This window comes from Rhodococcus sp. MALMAid1271, assembly GCF_049195265.1.
GTDB lineage: Bacteria > Actinomycetota > Actinomycetes > Mycobacteriales > Mycobacteriaceae > Rhodococcoides.
The window spans coordinates 208,759-225,691 of the sequence record NZ_JBMIRQ010000058.1; the positions used below are offsets into that span (position 1 = coordinate 208,759).

Below are 16,933 nucleotides of genomic sequence, written 5' to 3' on the forward strand. Positions count from 1 at the left end.
TGCTGTAATGTAGACCACAGAGACCAACTTGGATAGTCGTAGAGAGAAATTGGTGGAATGTGGCAAGACCACGAACAGCGTTACTCGACGTGGATCGCATCGTCGAAGAGGCACTCCGGATATCCGACGCCACAGGCGATTTCACCGTCACCCAGCTCGCCGCGAAGCTGGGCGTACACCCGTCCTCGCTGTATCACCATGTTGCCGGTCGCGACGAGGTCGTCGATCTCATGCGAGCGCGGATCGCTCGGGCGATCGACAACTCGGCATTCGGGCAGGTCCCGTGGGACGAGGCCCTGCGCAAGTTGGCCTGGTCGTATCGTGCCGCTTTCGCACGTCACGCCGGATCGATTCGACTGTTCGCAACTGCGCTCATCCGCGACAAGGAGTCGCTGGCGGAGTACGACCGCATCGCGGACGGACTCCACTCCGCAGGCTTTCCGTGGCCGGAGATCTTGCCGATCATCGTCGCGTTCGACAGCTTCGTCCTGGGATCCGCACTCGACTTGGCGAGCGGGGGCAACATCAACGCACCCGATCCGCAGCTGCACCCTGCACTGTCGGCCGCGGTGGAGGCGAGCGAGAGCGGTGCGCACCCCGCCGACGCCGCCTTCGAGGCGGGGCTCACGGCCTTGCTGACCGGATTTCGGCACCGCCTCGGCAGCCCCTGACATACCGGAATCCGTCCGTACCGAAGTTCCGTCCGCACCGAAATTCTGTCACCACCCGAACAGCAACCTCACGCACATCATGGTCGGAAGCGTCAGTGTGTCCGACGACGAACGGAGAAACACCCATGTCCGACATCGTTTTCGACTTCTTCGATTGCCCCGAACTCCCCACGCCCACCCTCGAGATCGACGAGGTGCAGCGAATGCTTCTCGAAACGTTCGGCCTGCCGGCCACCGTCGTCGAACTAGGAAGTCAACAGGACCAGAACTTTGTGGTCCACGACGAGAACTCCACTCCGATAGGTGTTCTCAAGCTCAGCAATCCCGTCTTCAGCGAAGCGGAGATCGAGCTACAGGACCTCGCCGCCTCGACCGTCTCCGAACACCGACCGGGACTGCGTACTCCGCAGGTGGTCGAGGGACCCCGGGGCCCGATGTCGGCATGGTGGCAGACCTCGCAGGGACCTATCCACGGCCGAATCATTCAATTCATGTCCGGGTCGACCCTGATGGGATCGAACTACCTGTCCCCGGCCACGGTGGAGCGGATGGGCGAACTCGCCGCGCAGGTCAGCCTCGCTCTCGCCGATATCGCGCACCCCGCGTCGAGCCGTGTCCTGCAATGGAACCTACGTCATGCCGAGCGCGTCATCGCGACACTTCTGCCCGATGAACCTGACGCCGAGGTCAGCCGATTCGCCGCGGACGTCACCGAATCGGCATGCCGACAGTTGCACTCGGTCTCGTCGACACTGCCCGTTCAGATCGGCCATTTCGACATCACCGACGACAACGTCATCGCCCCCGCGACACCCGGGGCCCTGCCGGACGCCGTCATCGACTTCGGTGATGTCGCCGAGTCCTGGGCCGTCGGAGAAATCGCGGTCACGGTGTCCTCGCTGCTCCACCACGACGGCGCCACCCCGGTCGACGCCCTCCCTGCCATCCTCGCGTTCCACTCGGCTCGTCCGCTCAGCGAAGACGAGGTGGAAGCGCTCTGGCCGTTGGTTGCCCTACGCGGAGTGGTGCTGGTACTCAGTGGCCGCCAGCAGGTTCGACTCGACGCCGGGAACTCGTACGCAGATGCTGCGCTCGAGCGTGAATTCAGGATTCTCGAACAGGCAGCCTCGGTCCCGTTGGCGGTGATGACCGAAACCATCCGTCGGGCACTGGGTTTCGCGCCCCGACCACGACCGATCTGGAACGACGCTCCCCTGCTCGCAGGCGTGGCCGAGGCCGTGGTCCTCGACGCCGGAACCGTGTCCGAACTCAACGACGAAGGACGGTGGCTGCGCCCGGACGCGCTCGACGATGCTGCGCTGGCGGCACTGAACAGCGGAGCATCCGCAGCAGTCGCACCCGCCTGGTCCGCGCGGTTGACCGGAGCACCCTTCCGCACCCCCGCATCACCCGCCACCGTACCCACCGCCCTGACCCTGTGGCTCGCCCACGACACCGCCTTGGACGTCCCGGCGAGCGCGCAGATCGCCGATGTCGACGATGGCATCACCATCTCGGTGGACGCGGGGGTCGTCCACATCACCGGCCCGCTCGGCTGGGATTCCGAACGCCCGATGCTCCCCGCCCGCTGCGCTGTCGAGATCCAGTTCACCCGTGCCGATTCCGGCGCTGTTCCACCGTTGGTCGGCCGGCCGTACGCCGAAGGCTGGCACATCCTGGCTGGTGATCCGGCACCGGTGATCGGGCTTGCTCCGACGGCAGACGATACCGACGACGACACCCTCGAACGCCGCGAACGAGTGCTGGCCGAGGTACAGGAGCACTACTACGCGCACCCGCCACGCATCGAGCGTGGTTGGCGCGAGTTCCTGGCCGACACCGACGGTCGGGTCTATCTCGACATGGTCAACAATGTCAGCTCGGTCGGGCATGCCCATCCCCGAGTGGTCGACGCCGCAGCCAGGCAGATGCGACTGCTCAATACCAACTCACGCTTCCACTACCGCGCGATCTCCGACTTCGCGGAACGGATCACGGCAACACTGCCCGAGGAACTCGACACGGTGTTCTTCGTCAACTCCGGTTCGGAGGCAACCGATCTGGCCATCCGCATTGCGATGGCCGCGACCGGACGCACGGACATGGTGGCGATGAGGGAGGCGTACCACGGCTGGACCTTCGCCAGCGACGCCGTCTCGACCTCGATTGCAGACAACCCCAATGCCCTTGCCACACGACCCCATTGGGTGCACACCGTCGATGCGGCGAACGGGTATCGCGGGGTCCACCGCGGATCGGATGCCGGCCGGTACGCCCCAGAGGCAGTGCAGTTCATCGACGACCTCGCGGCTGCAGGAACACTTCCGGCCGGCTTCATCTGCGAGTCCTACTTCGGCAATGCCGGCGGTGTCGCGCTACCCGACGGCTACCTCCAGCAGGTGTACGCCGCAGTGCGCAGGCACGGCGGCATCGCGATCTCCGACGAGGTGCAGGTCGGGTACGGCCGACTGGGTGAATGGTTCTGGGGCTTCGAACAGCAGAAGGCAGTTCCCGATGTCGTGGCCGTCGCGAAATCCGTGGGCAGCGGGCAGCCGATCGGCGTCGTCATCACGCGACGGGACATCGCCGACCGGTACCGCACAGGTGGCTACTTCTTCTCGTCGACCGGCGGCTCACCGGTGTCCTCGGCCATCGGCCTCGCCGTCCTCGACGTCATCGAGCACGAGGGACTGCAGGAAAATGCAAGAACAGTCGGCGGGCACCTCAGATCGCGTCTGCTCGAGCTCGCCGAACGACATCCGATCGTCGGTGCTGTCCACGGGTCGGGCTTCTATCTCGGGCTCGAGTTCGTCCGGGATCGGGCCACCATCGAGCCCGCGACCGAGGAGACGGCCGCCATCTGCAACCGCCTGCTCGAGCTGGGTGTGGTCATGCAGCCGACCGGCGACTTCCAGAACGTACTGAAGATCAAGCCGCCGCTGTGCATTTCGCAGGACTCGGTCGACTACTTCGTCGACTGCCTCGATCGCGTCCTCACCACGGGCTGGTGACCGCACGTGACGAGCACCTCGCCCGGCGCCCCACGCGTTGCCCTCGTGACGGGGGCAGGCAGTGCCACAGGAATCGGATTCGCCTGTGCCCGGGCCCTGGTACCCACGCATTCGGTGCTGATCGCGGCGACATCTCGCCGCATCGATGATCGCGTTGCCGAGTTGGCATCTGCCGGTGCAGAAGTGGTGGGTTTCGTCGGTGATCTCACCGATTCGGCCAGTGCCGAACGCCTCGTGCACTCCGTCGTGGAGCACTTCGGCCGAATCGATGTCCTCGTCAACAACGCGGGCATGACGTCCACCACGAGCAGCGAGGAGCAGGCACCGGCAGAGCTCACGTCCGACGAGCAATGGCACGCAGGAATCTCCCGGAACCTCGACACGAACTTCTTCGTCACCCGTGCGGCTCTGGCACCCATGGCGCAGCAGGGATTCGGGCGGATCGTGAACATCGGCTCGATATCGGGATCGGCGATGGCCTACCGAGGAGAGGCCGCCTACCACGCGGCCAAGGCGGCCCTCGTCGGGCTGACCCGCTCGGTCGCGATCGACAATGCCCATCGCGGTATCACCGCGAACATCGTCGCACCCGGTTGGATCGCAACGGGTTCGGCAACCGAGCACGAGAACGCGATGGGAGCGGCCACCCCGTTGGGCCGTTCGGGTCGGCCCGAGGAGGTTGCCGCACTCGTGGCGTTTCTCGCCTCCGAGTCTGCGTCGTACATCACCGGCCAGGTCTTCGTCGTCGACGGTGGTAACTCGGTGGCCGAAGAACGGGGATATCGGGCCGCGTCGGCGTACTGATGACGTGTCGGCTGCGCTGCGAGACCGTCCAGGTCACGGTTCGTGACGGTGCGGGCTGCTACCGAGTGCGTTTTTGTTCGGCACGAATCAACCCGCCGCCGACGATCAACCGTTGAATTTCGCTCGTCCCCTCGTACAGACGCAGCAACCGCACATCGCGATAGATTCGCTCGACGGGTACCTCACGCATATACCCTGCGCCACCGTGGATTTGAACCGCCAGATCGGCGACCTTGCCCACCATCTCGGTGCAGAACAGTTTCGCGGCAGAGGGCGCGATCCTGCGGTCGGTCTCCTCGACCCACGCACGCGCGGCCTCGCGCACCATCGCCCGCCCGGCCATCACCCCGGTCTGTTGGTCGGCGATCATCGCTTGAACGAGCTGGAAGCCCCCGATGAGCTCCCCGCCCTGTGTGGCGACGGCGGCATGGGAGACCGATTCGTCGAGGGCCCGCTGCGCTTGCCCGACGGACAGGGCCGCAATGTGTATTCGTCCCCGCGCCAGCGAGGTCATCGCCGACCGATACCCGACATCTGCGTTGCCACCGACCAACGCATCGGCCTCGACCCGTACGTCGGTGAACGTAACGTCGGCCGTCATGGACCCCTGCTGACCCATTTTGGCGTCCTTGCCGCCGACCTCGACGCCCACCGAATCGGCCGGGATCAGAAACACTGCAATACCGTTGCTGCCCTCGGGTTTCGGGTCCAGCTTGGCGAACAGGACGAACAGATCGGCAACCGGGGCGTTGGTGATGTATCGCTTGCTGCCGTTGACGACCCAGCCAGACCCGTCGACCCTCGCAGTCGTCCTCAGACCGGCCGGGTTGGAACCGGCCCCGTCCTCGGTCAGTGCGAACGACGCCACTATCTCGCCTGCGGCCATCCCCGGTAACCATCGAGCCTTCTGCTCCTCGGTTCCGTATCCGACGAGCACCTGGCCCGCGATCCCGTTGTTGGTACCGAACATCGACCTCAGCGACAAGGTGGTGTACCCGAGTTCCATGGCGATCTCGACATCTTGAATCAGGTTCAGCCCCAGTCCACCCCACTCCTGGGGGATCGCGTAGCCGAACAGACCCATCTCGGCGGACTGCCTACGGAGATCCTCGGGTATCGAGTCGGTGTTCATGATCTCGAGTTCTCGTGGCACCACCCTCGACCGGACGAACTGCGAGACCTGCGTTCTCACATCGGCGAAGACGTCCTCGGGTACATCGGGGTTGAGCATGTCCATGCCTCACACTATCGGCGGCGCAGGAAGATCAGGCAACCATCGCCTCGCGGGCCCGGCCGACTCAGCCGCCGACGATGGCTCGTGTCACCACGTAGAACAGCGAGGGGCCGAGCAGGCAGCCGACTCCGGTGTAGAACGTCGCAGTCATCGCGCCGTAGGGAACCAGTCGCTTGTCGGTGGCCGCCAACCCACCAGCCACCCCGGAGGTGGTTCCCATCAACCCGCCGTAGGCCATCGCCGATTTCGGGTTGTTCAGGCCGATCACCTTGGCGATCAGCGGAGTGCCGACCATGACCACGACCGACTTCACCAATCCCGCGGCCACGGACAGCGCTATCACCTCCGAGCTCGCGCCCACCGCGGTTCCGGTCACCGGACCCACGATGTAGGTCGCCGCACCGGCCCCGATGGTCACCAGGGATTCCGCGTCCCGGTAGCCGAACGCCGCGGCGATGGCCGCGCCCACGACGAAGGACACCAGCACACCGAGCACGATCGACAACGCACCCGTCAACCCGGATCGCTTGATCTCCTTGAGATCGACTCCGAATGCCGTCGACACGATTGCGAAGTCGCGAAGCATCGATCCGCCCATGAGCGCCAGCCCCGAGAGGACGGCGAAGTCCGCCAGGCCGTGCGTGCCTCCGGTGGTCACGCCGCCCCAGTAGGCGAGGGCAAGACCGAAGATGATGGCAATGGCAGAAGCGTGCAGTCTGCCGCGGGTCAGGTTCTTCGACAGCCATCCCGACACCAGCATCAGCGCGCCGACCACCACGAAGGCCACCAGAAGATCGTTCTTCTCCAGTACCGAGCTCAGGGTTTCCATATCAGGCCTCCTGCTTTTCTTCTTCGGTCATCGGCGGCAGAGGCTCGGACGGTTCTCCGATTCTCGCCAGTACCGGAACCAGTGCGGCCCCGGCGACCAGGGCACCCAGTCCCGCCAGAATGGCCATCGGGCCACCGGTGATTGCTGTGGCGACGTTCTGGATCGATGCCATCGCGATCACGATCGGGATGTACATCGCGCTCCAGAAGAGCACGCCCTGTTCGGTCGCCTTGGGGAACTTGTCTTTCTTTCGCAACCAGTCGGTGACGAAGATCAGCATGATCATCGCGAAGCCGACTCCACCGACATTGGCGTCGATACCGAGGGCCAGCCCCAGCAGTTCACCGACGATCGTGCCGGACAGCATGCAGAGCGCCAACGCTGCCACTCCATACAGAACCATCACGTACTCCTTAGGTCGACAAGGGAATTCATGCGTCTATACCGTCGAAAAGATCGGCGTATTGCTTACGGAGTTCGGCCTTCTGCACCTTGCCCATGACGTTTCGGGGCAGGGCCTGCACGACGCGCACGGCGCGTGGCTGTTTGAATCGCGCGAGATCGCCGGCGATGAAGTCCAGCAACTCGGGTCCCTGCGGTTCCGCACCAGGACTGGGAACAACCACGGCCACAACGGTTTCGCCGAACTCCGGGTGCGGAACACCGATGACGGCCGATTCGAGCACCATGGGGTGTTCGTCGAGCAGTTCCTCGATCTCCTTGGGATAGATGTTGTATCCCCCGGAGATCACCAGATCCTTGTCACGTCCGACGATGCACAGGTAGCCGTCGTCGTCGATCATGCCCAGGTCGCCGGTGATGAAGAAGCCGTCCGCACGAAATTCCGAGGCCGTCTTCTCCGGCATCCGCCAGTAGCCGGAGAACACATTGGGCCCGCGTACCTCCACGATGCCCACTTCCCCGTCGGCCACCGGGTCTCCCGTCTCCCGGTGAACCACCCGAATCTCACTGCCGGGAAGAGCCTTACCGACGGTTCCCGGCTTGCGTGGGCCACCGTCGTACGGGTTGGTGGTGTTCATGCCGGTTTCGGTCATTCCGTAGCGTTCGAGGATCGCGTGGCCGGTGCGAGCGGAGAATGCCTCGTGATCGCTGGCCAGCAGCGGGGCGGAACCCGAAACGAACAGGCGCATCGAGGAACAGAGTTCCGGGGTGACGCGCTCGCTCTTGGCCAGCCGCGTGTAGAAGGTCGGCACGCCCATCAACACAGTCGATGTCGGGAGCAGATCGATGATCGCCTCGGCGTCGAATTTGGGTAGGAAATGCATGGAGGCACCGGCCGCGAGCGTCATGTTCGCCGCAACGAACAGGCCGTGGATGTGAAAGATCGGCAGCGCGTGAATCAGCTTGTCGTCGGCGGTGAACTGCCAGGCGTCGAGCAACGCCTCGCAATTGGAGGCGAGGTTGCCGTGGGTGAGTACCGCGCCCTTGGAACGCCCGGTGGTTCCCGAGGTGTAGAGGATCGCCGCGGGATCGGCGGAGATGGCGTCGTAGACGTCCTCGTGCGCGCCATCGCCGCTCAGGAGGGTGCCGTCGGCGCTGTCGCCGAGGGTCTCGATGACCACATTGCTTCGGTACTCGGCGTATTCGGCCTCCCGCTCGGGCGAACAGACCAGGACACGAGGTTCGGCATCGCCGATGAAGTAACGCATCTCGGCACCGGTGTAGGCGGTGTTGAGCGGCAGGAAGACACCACCGATCTGCAGCGTGGCCAGGTAGAGCGCCACGGCCTCAGGCGATTTCGACACCTGCATCGCCACTCGATCTCCGGGCGACACGCCGTCCTCGATCAGGCGGGCAGCGATCTTGTGCACGATGTCAGCCGTGTCGCGGTAGCTGATCTCACGTCCGTCCGGCAGCTCGAAGAGCGGTGCGTCCTGGCGAGTACGAACCTGCTCTGCGAACAGGCGGTAGATGGTGGTGGGGTGCGCCATCGGTGTTCCTTTCTCTGCGGATGATCTCGGGTCGGATGCGCCGGGCAGCGCGGCGGCAAGCTCGGACAGCGGCCCGCTCACTGCGACCCTGCGCCTGCGCACGAAGTCCTCGTGCCTTTGTTCGAGCTGCTCCGGTTCGTATTGGTAGTTGACCATCGCCCCGTAGGACTGCCGCCACGCTTCGTCAGAGGGATTCGCCGGCCAGTTCAGCCTCCAGGCGGTGGCCCCGTTCCCCAGATGAAAGCGAGCAACGGCGTCCACCGGGCAGCCGTCGGCTCGGCGCTCGACGGTCAGGTAGGCCAACAGGGCCGGGAACAGTGCACTGCGAAGCTCCTCGATGCGGTGCTCGCCGAGCTGCGCCGGATCCTCGACGCCGTCGAGCTGATCGACGAGCGAACGCAACTCGGCATCACCGGCTGCCTTGGCATCGAGCCAGCATCGAAATCCGGGAATCGGTGACAGCGTGACGAATTCACGCAAATGAGGCAGCTGCTGACTCACCTGCTCGATGACCTGCTTGATCAACAAGCTCCCGAACGACACGCCTGCCAACCCGTCGAGCGCATTGTTGATCGAGTACAGCGCGGCCGTGTCCGCGGCCGTCGGATCGAGCTCCTCGCCCGGTTCGAGCAGCGGACCGATGCGGCTCGGTACGCCGCGAACCAGGGCGACCTCGACGAAGATCAGCGGTACATCTCCGGTCGCCGGATGGAAGAACGCGTAGACCCGCCGATCGGCGGGCTGTAACCGCCTGCGCAACTCGCTTTCGCTCGCCATGGGATGGACCGTTTCGTAGTGCAGCAGATACCGGTGCAACTCGGGCGGGGAATCCCAGGTGACCTCCGCCATCTGAAGGAACCCGCGGTTGAACCACGAGGTCAACAGGTGATGGAAGTCGTGATCGAGGGCCCGCAGGCCGGGGTGGCCATGCATCAGCCTGCGCAAGTCCGCGCGCATCTCGACCAGGGCGAGTGTTGCACCGGGCGCGTGGTTGATCCGGCGAAGCAACTGCTGGCGCGCGGGTTCGACCGCGCTGAACAGTTCGATCATGTCCTCGTCGGCGGCGGACGGGGTGTCGCCCGCGTTGTCCCATTGGTGAAACGCGGACCGAACTCTGTCGGCGTCGACGCCGTACGCGGAGGTGATGTGCTCGAAGAATCTCAACTTGTCGTGATCGTCGAGTTCGGAATACGCGCTGAGCGCACCGGTGGCGACTGCACGGATGGATGCCTCGCCCACGTCACCGATCAGGAGTTCACACGCGGCAAGCAGCCTGTTGAGCGATCGGCCGTCCTCGCATCCCATGTCGTGTCCTTTCGGTCGTACCTGCGTCACCGGGAGGGTGAGTCGAACCATATACAAGGTTCTGCGTGATATATATAACAAGGACCATAGCGGATAAATGTGAGCTGCACCACCCCTGGAATCGGATAAACTTTGCCGAGGAGGCACACATGATTCGAGTTCCCGAGTCTGCGCGAGTGCGCGACGCGCTGGAGAACGCCGTCGTCGACGGTCACTATCGACCCGGCGAACGCCTGGATCCCGCCCAGCTGGAGAAGGAGTTCGGCTGCTCACGCACCCCGATTCGGGAGGCCCTGCAAGCTCTCGAACGCTCCGGCCTGGTACAGATCCGCCCGAAACAGGGCACCTACGTCACCGAGTTGGGTATCTCGGAAGTGGCCGAACGCTTCGAGGTCATGGCCGAGTTGGAAGGAATGGCGGCGCGGCTCGCCGCCGGCCGCATCGGTCGCGAGGCCCTGACGGACCTCGAGCTGGCGCTGGTCGAATGCGAGGAACACGCGCTCAGTGGCGATGCGGATGCGTACTACTACGCCAACGCGCGTTTCCACGGCATCATCAACGAATCGTGCGGAAACGACTACCTCAGACAACAGGCATTCGCATTGAAGCGAATTCTGCAGCCGTACCGGCGATTACAGCTACGGGTGCCCGACAGGATGCGTCGCTCGATGGCCGAGCACCGAACAATCGCCGACGCCATCTCCCGCGGTGACGCCGCCGCAGCCGAAACAGCCGCACGCGACCACGTCTTGGTTCAGGTGAAGGAGTTCAGCAACCTGGTGCGGATATGGAATCAGCTCTCGGCGAGCTGAGGCCACGCATCGAACCTCGCGAGGGCGGACGCAACGCTCGTCCTCCCTAGTGCCGGTCCTGTAGTTCCTCGGCACCGGCGTCCGGTCGGTCGTCCTCGGTCACCGCGACTGCTCCCCCGGATCGTTTTGCGATGTACATCAGTTGATCGGCCGACCTCAGCGCTGTTGCAAAAGAGGCGTTCGGATTGGCGTGCACCAGCGGGAGGCGCACGATCCCAGCGCTCAGCGTTGCCCGAGGCCCCCGCCTACCCCGAGTCGACAGCGGAAAGGCGGCCCCGACCTCGTGCAGGCAGATCTGCGCTTTCTTCGGCATCAGCAGTGCGAATTCCTCGCCCCCGATTCTGGCGGCATGCGCGCTGTGTCTGCGGGCGAAGTCGTCGAGCATCTCGGCGACCTCACGGATCACGAGATCGCCGACGTCGTGGCCATGGGCGTCGTTGATCGATTTGAAGTTGTCGATGTCGAGCACGACGATCGCGCAGTGCCCAAGACCGGAGCTCATCGCGGGATCGGTCAGCCGGTGCAGTCGATGCTCGAGACCTGAACGGTTCAGCAGACCGGTCAGTGGGTCGGTCAACGATTTCGCCGCGTACACCAGAAGACGTGACCAGGTGATGCGGGCCGCCCAGGGAGTCAGGACAGCTGCGACCAACAGAACATAGGTCGCCAGAAGTGTCGAAGTGACCGACATCGAGCCCTGTTGTGCTGACCGCACGGCCATGGTTCCGATGACCGCGGCCGCTACGCCGAGATGCAACACCAACCATCGTGTTCCCATGAGGAGGGTGAACTGCGCTCCCAGAACGGCGAACAGCGAGCACCCCACCAGGGCAACCTGCGCATCCGGTACGCACAGGATCACCAGTCCGGTGCCGATCTCACCGAACACGCCGAATGCGTTACGAGGTAAGGCATTGAGCATCTTGTCGGTGCAGGCCCACAGTCCGGCGGCGACAGCTGCCGACGCGGCAGCTACGCCGACTGCGATGCGCATGGGTTGCGACGTGGGTCCCACCGCGGTGTCGAGGGCGACCCACAGTGCGATGAAGGCGAAATTCAGCGATCCGAATCCGATGCTGAACCGAAGTGTCGTAGCGGTCCCTGTCCCCGCGATGAGGTCGTGAAGATCGGGCGTATTCGGCTTGCCTGCTCGAGTGATCACGTCGGTGCCTCTCGGAGAGGGCATGCACATCCACTGGCAGTTGGCGAGCATCAGTTCGTATCCCGACGAAGTGCCAGCCTATCAAGGTTCCTCTGCCGATGGCCGGCTTGTGTCCACCTCGAAGGCCACGAAAGTATGGACGCCATGACACAACTCGGCCTCGGACTCGCTGCCCTCGGACGCCCCGAATATCTGACGATCGGCCACTCGGAGGCTGTGGACGGCCGATTCGAACCGGCCGCCCTGGAACAGCTGTGCCACGCAGTCCTCGATACCGCATGGGAACGCGGAATTCGACATATCGATGCCGCGCGGTCCTACGGGTCGGCCGAACGGTTCCTCGGCAGCTGGTTGTCTCGACACCCCGGTCGGCGGGAGCAACTGGTGATCGGCTCCAAATGGGGATATGCCTACGTGGCCGATTTCCAACAAGGTGCACCGGTGCACGAGGTCAAAGAACACTCGGTTGCGCGGTTGGCCGAACAGTGGCCCCAGACTCTGCGCGAACTCGGCGGCGAACCCGATCATTACCTGATCCACAGCGTCACCCCGGACAGTCCGGCTCTCCACGACACCGCATTGCTCGACGATCTACGTGCACTGGCCGAGGGCGGCACCCGAATCGGCATCAGCACCAGCGGTCCACGCCAAGCCGATGTGGTGCAGGCAGCGCTCGAGATCGAGGTGTTCAGCTCGGTGCAGTCGACATGGAACCCCCTCGAGCCGTCCGTCGGGCCGGCACTGGCGCTCGCACACGACGCCGGCTGGTTCGTCGTCGTCAAAGAAGCCATGGCCAACGGACGACTCGTCGCCGAGCAGTCCGAACTGGCCCGGATCGCCGACGCGGCCGAGATCGGCCGCGACGCACTCGCGCTGGCGATCGCACTCGCCCAACCCTGGGCCGATGTCGTACTGTCCGGAGCAGCCACCGAAGCGCAACTCGAGCAGAACCTCGCAGCACCGACCGTCGATCCCGAGCTGATCACCGCTGTCGAGGCCGACCTTGCCGAATCCCCGGACCACTATTGGGAGAACCGGTCCGCACTGGCCTGGACCTGAGATCCGTTCGGTTCTGGTCGTCGACGGACGCGACGGGGCGGGGCGATCAAGCCCGCGCGAACCCGGGCGAGATGACGACATCGGACGGTCCGAGCGTGTGCACCGTCGAGTGCCCGAGTCCCAGCACCGTCGAGTCCAGGCCCCCACGCAGGATGTCGAGCACGTTCTCCACGCCGGTCTGCCCGTTCGCCGCCAGCCCCCACAGATACGCCCGCCCGATCAACACCGCCCGCGCACCGAGCGCCAACGCCTTCGCCACATCACTACCCCGCCGAATTCCGCCGTCGAGAGTGATCTCGACCTGATCACCGACCGCCTCGACGATCGAGGGCAGCACGCGAATCGACGCACGGGAACCGTCGAGATTGTTGCCGCCGTGATTGGACACCGACACCGCGGTGGCACCGGCGTCGATGGCCCGCCGCGCGTCGTCGACCCGCGAAATACCTTTGAGCATGAACGGCCCGTCCCACTGCTCACGGAGCCACGCGATGTCCTCCCAGGACGGCAGCGGTGTCGATTTCCACTCCCGGTACGCGGCGAAGAATGTCGGTGCGGGCTTGCCGGGCGGAGCAAGGTTCGGAGCAGTCAGATCCGGATACGAACGCGAGCGGGCCCACCGAGCGAGCCACCGCGGCCGCGCCAACACCTCCGGTGCCAATCGCATCATCGCCGGTAGGTCGACCCGCTCGGGTATCACCGGGCTGCCCCAGTCGCGGCCCTCGGAGAACGACCAGTCCATCGTCAGAATCAATCCGACCGCTCCCGCTCGGCGTGCGCGATCGAGCATGTGCAGCAACAACTCCCGCGACCCGGCCCAGTGCAATTGGAAGAACGTCTGCGAGTTCGCCGCGACGACGTCCTCGATGGGCTTGCTCGCGAACAGCGACAACCCCATCGAGATCCCTCGGGCCGCAGCGGCTCTGGCGACGGCGACCTCCCCGTCAGGGTGCACCGCCTGCACACCCGTCGGGGAGATCATCACCGGGAACGACAGCGGTTGCCCCATCAGCGTGGTCGACAGTTCACGCTCGTTCGACAGTCCCGCCACGTGCGGAGCCATACCGAGCTCACCGAACGCAGCAATATTGTCACCGAGAGTGATTCCGCGTTCCGACCCGGCCACCAGAGCTGCATACACCGAACGCGGAAGCCGCTTCTGTGCACGCCGCTGCGCGTGCGCAACGGTCTCGAACCACGCCGACTCGGTGAACATTCAGGCTGTGAGGACGCCGAGTCGCCGTTCGAACCCGTCCGCCATCACCACATCCGAGGGTGAGAGATCGTGGACCGAGGTATGCCCGAGCCCCAGAACGGCCGAGTCGACTCCGCCGCGCAGAATGTCGAGCACGTTCTCCACCCCGGCCTGGCCGTTCGCCGACAGACCCCACAGGTACGCCCGACCGATCAACACCGCGCGCGCACCCAACGCGAGCGCTTTCACCACGTCGCTGCCGCGGCGGATTCCGCCGTCGAGGGTGATCTCGATCTGATCTCCGACGGCGTCTGCGATGGCAGGCAACGCCCGGATCGGAGCCGGCGTGCCGTCGAGATTGTTACCACCGTGATTGGACACCGAGATCGCCGTACATCCGGCATCGACGGCACGTTTCGCGTCGTCGACCCGCATCACTCCCTTGAGCATGAACGGCCCGCCCCACTGCTCCCGCAGCCAGGCGACGTCCTCCCACGTCGGCAACGGGGTGCCCATCCATTCGCCGTACGCCCCGAAGAACGTCGGCGCAGGACCGCCGGTGGGCGGGGTCAGGTTCGGGGTCGTCAGGTCAGGGATCTTGCCGGTCTTGGCGAACTCCCACAACCACTTCGGCCGGGTGATGCCCTCCGGTGCGAACTGGACCATCGCTTTGAGGTCCATCTTCTCCGGGATCGACGGGCTGCCCCAATCACGTCCGTTGGAGAACGACCAATCGAGAGTCATGATCAGCCCGACGGCGCCCGCAGCGCGGGCGCGTTCCATCCGCTGCAACAAGACCTCACGTGAACCCACCCAGTACATCTGGAAGAACGTCTGCGGGTTGGCCGCAGCGACCTCCTCGACGGACTTGCTCGCGAACGAGGACAATCCGATCGGAATACCCCGCGCTGCAGCAGCTCTCGCGACCGCGACCTCACCGTCCGGGTGGACGGCCTGTACACCGGTAGGAGAAATCATCACCGGGAACGACAGCGGCTGTCCCATCACCGTTGTCGACAGATCGCGCTTGTCCGACAGCCCCGCCACGTGTGGGGCGAAGCCGAGTTCACCGAACGCCGCCATGTTGTCGTCGATCGTCAACCCACGTTCGGACCCCGCCACCAGCGCGGCGTATACCGACTTCGGTAGCCGTTTCTTCGCGCGCCGCTGCGCTTCGGCAACGGTTTCGAACCACTCACTCTTGGCCATTACTGTGTTTCCTGTTCCATTCCTGCGAGCGGATTCTCGTCGCAGATCTTCGCCGGGGGACGCATCAACAACGTGAGCGGCACCGACTTTCGGGGTGTCTTGCGCTGACCGGTACGGGAATGATCGACACTGGACTTGGGGATCTCTCCCGCCGCCGCCAACGCCGCTTCACCGTTACCGATGACGCATTCGGGATCGGGACCGTCCATGGGAAGTCCGGTGAAAAACTTCGCCGCCATGCACCCACCACGGCAGGCGTCGAAATGCGCACACTTGGTGCACGCACCCGAGGTCTGTGGTGAGCGCAGCTCCTGGAACAAGTCCGATGTCTGCCATACGGATTGGAACCCGCCCATGCCGTCCTTCGCGTCACGGACGATGTTGCCGGCAAGGAAGTTCTCGTGGATGGCGAACGGGCAGGCGTACACATCACCGATCGGATCGATCAAACACACCACACGCCCGGCACCGCACAGATTCAGACCCGGCAACGCGTCTCCGAATGCCGACAGGTGGAAGAACGAATCCCCCGTCAATACGCCCTCGCCGTTCGCGACGAGCCAGTTGTAGAGCTCACGCTGCTGACCAGCCGTGGGATGCAGATCATCCCACACGTCTGCGCCGCGTCCCGACGGCCGAAGACGCGTGATCCGAAGCGTCGCCGCGTATTTGTCGGCCAACGCCTTGAAATCGTCGAGCTGACCGACATTGTGGCGGGTGACGACTACGGAGATCTTCGCATCCCGAAACCCGGCCTCCTTCAAATTCTCCAACGCCCGGCATGCCATGTCGAACGACCCCGGACCACGGACGGCGTCGTTGACCTCCGCGGTCGCGCCATCGATGGAGATCTGCACATCCACGTAGTCCGACGCCGCCAGCCGCGCCGCCACCTTCTTGTCGATCTTGACGCCGTTGGTGGAGAACTTCACCCCCACCTGATGCGCAGTGGCGTAATCGACGAGTTCCCAGAAATCCGATCGCACCGTCGGCTCACCGCCGCCGATGTTGACGTAGAACACCTGCATCTTCTGCAACTCGTCGATGATCGATTTGCACTGCTCGGTCGACAATTCACGCGGATCACGGCGACCCGACGACGACAGGCAGTGCACACAGGAGAGATTGCAGGCGTAGGTCAACTCCCAGGTCAAACAGATCGGGGCGTCGAGACCGAGTTCGAATTGATCGACCAGTTTTCCTACCGGAGCTGGTCTTTCGAGGGTGGATGTCATGAGGGCGGTCCTGTTCTGCAGTAGTCAGGGCATTACGAGCGAGTGATCATGTTCGACTCGGCCAGCGTCGCCAGGGCTTTCACGTACGGAGCCGACGCGGATTCATCGATACCCGCTGCCGCGATGGCCGAGCGCATATCGCGGTGATCGGGCAGGGATTCGATGATCGCCACGATCGTGCGGTTCTTCAGAAACGACAGCTTGCGCGTGCCGAAGTGGTACAGCAGCGCCCCGAACGACTCGGGACGCAGCGCCACCTGCGGATGCAATACCCACGGCACATCCACATCGAGTGCGTCCTGCACTGCAGCAGTCATGATCAGTACACGCCGCACATGCCGTCGATGGACACTTCCTCGACCAACGACTCCTCGACCAGATCGGACTCCACGACAGCCGTGCTGACCACAGCATTCTCGTTGTTCTTGGACATCTGTAACCTCCTGGAATTGATG

15 protein-coding genes are annotated in these 16,933 nt (G+C 64.4%); 5 read left to right on the top strand and 10 right to left on the bottom strand.

Annotation, left to right across the window (positions count from 1 at the left end):
* Positions 1–89 precede the first annotated feature (89 nt).
* The 3 genes from ACOQFP_RS07530 (at position 90) to ACOQFP_RS07540 (ending at position 4,486) form a co-directional block, all read left to right on the top strand.
* The gene (locus ACOQFP_RS07530) at positions 90–671 is read left to right on the top strand and encodes a TetR/AcrR family transcriptional regulator C-terminal domain-containing protein (protein WP_421583921.1); all 582 of its coding nucleotides are present in this window, start codon (positions 90–92) and stop codon (positions 669–671) included.
* Positions 672–796: 125 nt separating this feature from the next.
* Positions 797–3,682, top strand: a complete 2,886-nt coding sequence (locus tag ACOQFP_RS07535) for an aminotransferase (RefSeq protein WP_421583922.1) — start codon at positions 797–799, stop codon at positions 3,680–3,682.
* Between the two features lie 6 nt (positions 3,683–3,688).
* The gene (locus tag ACOQFP_RS07540) at positions 3,689–4,486 is read left to right on the top strand and encodes an SDR family NAD(P)-dependent oxidoreductase (RefSeq protein ID WP_421583923.1); all 798 of its coding nucleotides are present in this window, start codon (positions 3,689–3,691) and stop codon (positions 4,484–4,486) included.
* Positions 4,487–4,544: 58 nt separating this feature from the next.
* On the opposite strand, the gene ACOQFP_RS07545 is transcribed toward ACOQFP_RS07540, so the two are convergent.
* The 4 genes from ACOQFP_RS07545 to ACOQFP_RS07560 form a co-directional block, all read right to left on the bottom strand.
* A complete protein-coding gene (locus tag ACOQFP_RS07545; RefSeq protein ID WP_206492115.1) occupies positions 4,545–5,723 on the bottom strand; it encodes an acyl-CoA dehydrogenase family protein in 1,179 nt (392 codons plus the stop codon).
* Between the two features lie 61 nt (positions 5,724–5,784).
* Positions 5,785–6,549, bottom strand: a complete 765-nt coding sequence (madM, locus tag ACOQFP_RS07550) for a malonate transporter subunit MadM (RefSeq protein ID WP_206492114.1) — start codon at positions 6,547–6,549, stop codon at positions 5,785–5,787.
* Position 6,550: 1 nt separating this feature from the next.
* Positions 6,551–6,952, bottom strand: coding sequence for a malonate transporter subunit MadL (gene madL, locus ACOQFP_RS07555; protein ID WP_206492113.1), 402 nt, complete (start codon positions 6,950–6,952; stop codon positions 6,551–6,553).
* Between the two features lie 28 nt (positions 6,953–6,980).
* Entirely contained in the window at positions 6,981–9,806 is a 2,826-nt protein-coding gene (locus ACOQFP_RS07560; RefSeq protein WP_421583924.1) for an AMP-binding protein, read from the bottom strand.
* A 149-nt stretch (positions 9,807–9,955) separates the two neighbouring features.
* On the opposite strand from ACOQFP_RS07560, the gene ACOQFP_RS07565 reads away from it, so the two are divergent.
* Positions 9,956–10,618 (top strand): GntR family transcriptional regulator, encoded by a 663-nt coding sequence (locus ACOQFP_RS07565; RefSeq protein ID WP_206492112.1) that lies wholly within the window; start codon positions 9,956–9,958, stop codon positions 10,616–10,618.
* 46 nt (positions 10,619–10,664) lie between these two features.
* Here the strand turns inward: ACOQFP_RS07565 and ACOQFP_RS07570 are convergent, their stop codons facing one another.
* Positions 10,665–11,804 (bottom strand): GGDEF domain-containing protein, encoded by a 1,140-nt coding sequence (locus ACOQFP_RS07570; protein WP_206492111.1) that lies wholly within the window; start codon positions 11,802–11,804, stop codon positions 10,665–10,667.
* 111 nt (positions 11,805–11,915) lie between these two features.
* Between ACOQFP_RS07570 and ACOQFP_RS07575 the strand changes: the two genes are divergently transcribed.
* A complete protein-coding gene (locus ACOQFP_RS07575) occupies positions 11,916–12,839 on the top strand; it encodes an aldo/keto reductase (protein ID WP_421583925.1) in 924 nt (307 codons plus the stop codon).
* A 46-nt stretch (positions 12,840–12,885) separates the two neighbouring features.
* On the opposite strand, the gene mftD (ACOQFP_RS07580) is transcribed toward ACOQFP_RS07575, so the two are convergent.
* Genes mftD (ACOQFP_RS07580) through mftA form a run of 5 tightly spaced genes read right to left on the bottom strand, consistent with a single transcriptional unit; the run spans position 12,886 to position 16,911 of the window.
* On the bottom strand, positions 12,886–14,055 hold the full coding sequence (gene mftD / locus ACOQFP_RS07580; RefSeq protein ID WP_421583926.1) for a pre-mycofactocin synthase MftD: 1,170 nt from the start codon (positions 14,053–14,055) through the stop codon (positions 12,886–12,888).
* The gene (gene mftD / locus ACOQFP_RS07585; protein WP_206492108.1) at positions 14,056–15,243 is read right to left on the bottom strand and encodes a pre-mycofactocin synthase MftD; all 1,188 of its coding nucleotides are present in this window, start codon (positions 15,241–15,243) and stop codon (positions 14,056–14,058) included.
* Positions 15,243–16,478, bottom strand: a complete 1,236-nt coding sequence (gene mftC / locus ACOQFP_RS07590; RefSeq protein ID WP_206492107.1) for a mycofactocin radical SAM maturase — start codon at positions 16,476–16,478, stop codon at positions 15,243–15,245. Before mftC ends, mftD (ACOQFP_RS07585) begins: the two co-directional genes overlap by 1 nt.
* Before the next feature lie 32 nt (positions 16,479–16,510).
* On the bottom strand, positions 16,511–16,795 hold the full coding sequence (gene mftB / locus ACOQFP_RS07595; RefSeq protein WP_206492106.1) for a mycofactocin biosynthesis chaperone MftB: 285 nt from the start codon (positions 16,793–16,795) through the stop codon (positions 16,511–16,513).
* A 2-nt stretch (positions 16,796–16,797) separates the two neighbouring features.
* On the bottom strand, positions 16,798–16,911 hold the full coding sequence (gene mftA, locus ACOQFP_RS07600; RefSeq protein ID WP_128646009.1) for a mycofactocin precursor MftA: 114 nt from the start codon (positions 16,909–16,911) through the stop codon (positions 16,798–16,800).
* Positions 16,912–16,933: the final 22 nt, after the last annotated feature.

Bases quoted from the DNA above. Each gene is read 5' to 3' on its own strand.
- ACOQFP_RS07560 (WP_421583924.1), bottom strand. From the start codon at position 9,806: ATGGGATGCGAGGACGGCCGATCGCTCAACAGGCTGCTTGCCGCGTGT.
- ACOQFP_RS07565 (WP_206492112.1), top strand. From the start codon at position 9,956: ATGATTCGAGTTCCCGAGTCTGCGCGAGTGCGCGACGCGCTGGAGAAC.
- madM (WP_206492114.1), bottom strand. From the start codon at position 6,549: ATGGAAACCCTGAGCTCGGTACTGGAGAAGAACGATCTTCTGGTGGCC.
- mftD (WP_421583926.1), bottom strand. From the start codon at position 14,055: ATGTTCACCGAGTCGGCGTGGTTCGAGACCGTTGCGCACGCGCAGCGG.
- mftD (WP_206492108.1), bottom strand. From the start codon at position 15,243: ATGGCCAAGAGTGAGTGGTTCGAAACCGTTGCCGAAGCGCAGCGGCGC.
- ACOQFP_RS07575 (WP_421583925.1), top strand. From the start codon at position 11,916: ATGGACGCCATGACACAACTCGGCCTCGGACTCGCTGCCCTCGGACGC.
- mftC (WP_206492107.1), bottom strand. From the start codon at position 16,478: ATGACATCCACCCTCGAAAGACCAGCTCCGGTAGGAAAACTGGTCGAT.
- ACOQFP_RS07570 (WP_206492111.1), bottom strand. From the start codon at position 11,804: ATGCCCTCTCCGAGAGGCACCGACGTGATCACTCGAGCAGGCAAGCCG.
- mftA (WP_128646009.1), bottom strand. From the start codon at position 16,911: ATGTCCAAGAACAACGAGAATGCTGTGGTCAGCACGGCTGTCGTGGAG.
- madL (WP_206492113.1), bottom strand. From the start codon at position 6,952: ATGGTTCTGTATGGAGTGGCAGCGTTGGCGCTCTGCATGCTGTCCGGC.
- ACOQFP_RS07545 (WP_206492115.1), bottom strand. From the start codon at position 5,723: ATGGACATGCTCAACCCCGATGTACCCGAGGACGTCTTCGCCGATGTG.
- ACOQFP_RS07535 (WP_421583922.1), top strand. From the start codon at position 797: ATGTCCGACATCGTTTTCGACTTCTTCGATTGCCCCGAACTCCCCACG.
- mftB (WP_206492106.1), bottom strand. From the start codon at position 16,795: ATGACTGCTGCAGTGCAGGACGCACTCGATGTGGATGTGCCGTGGGTA.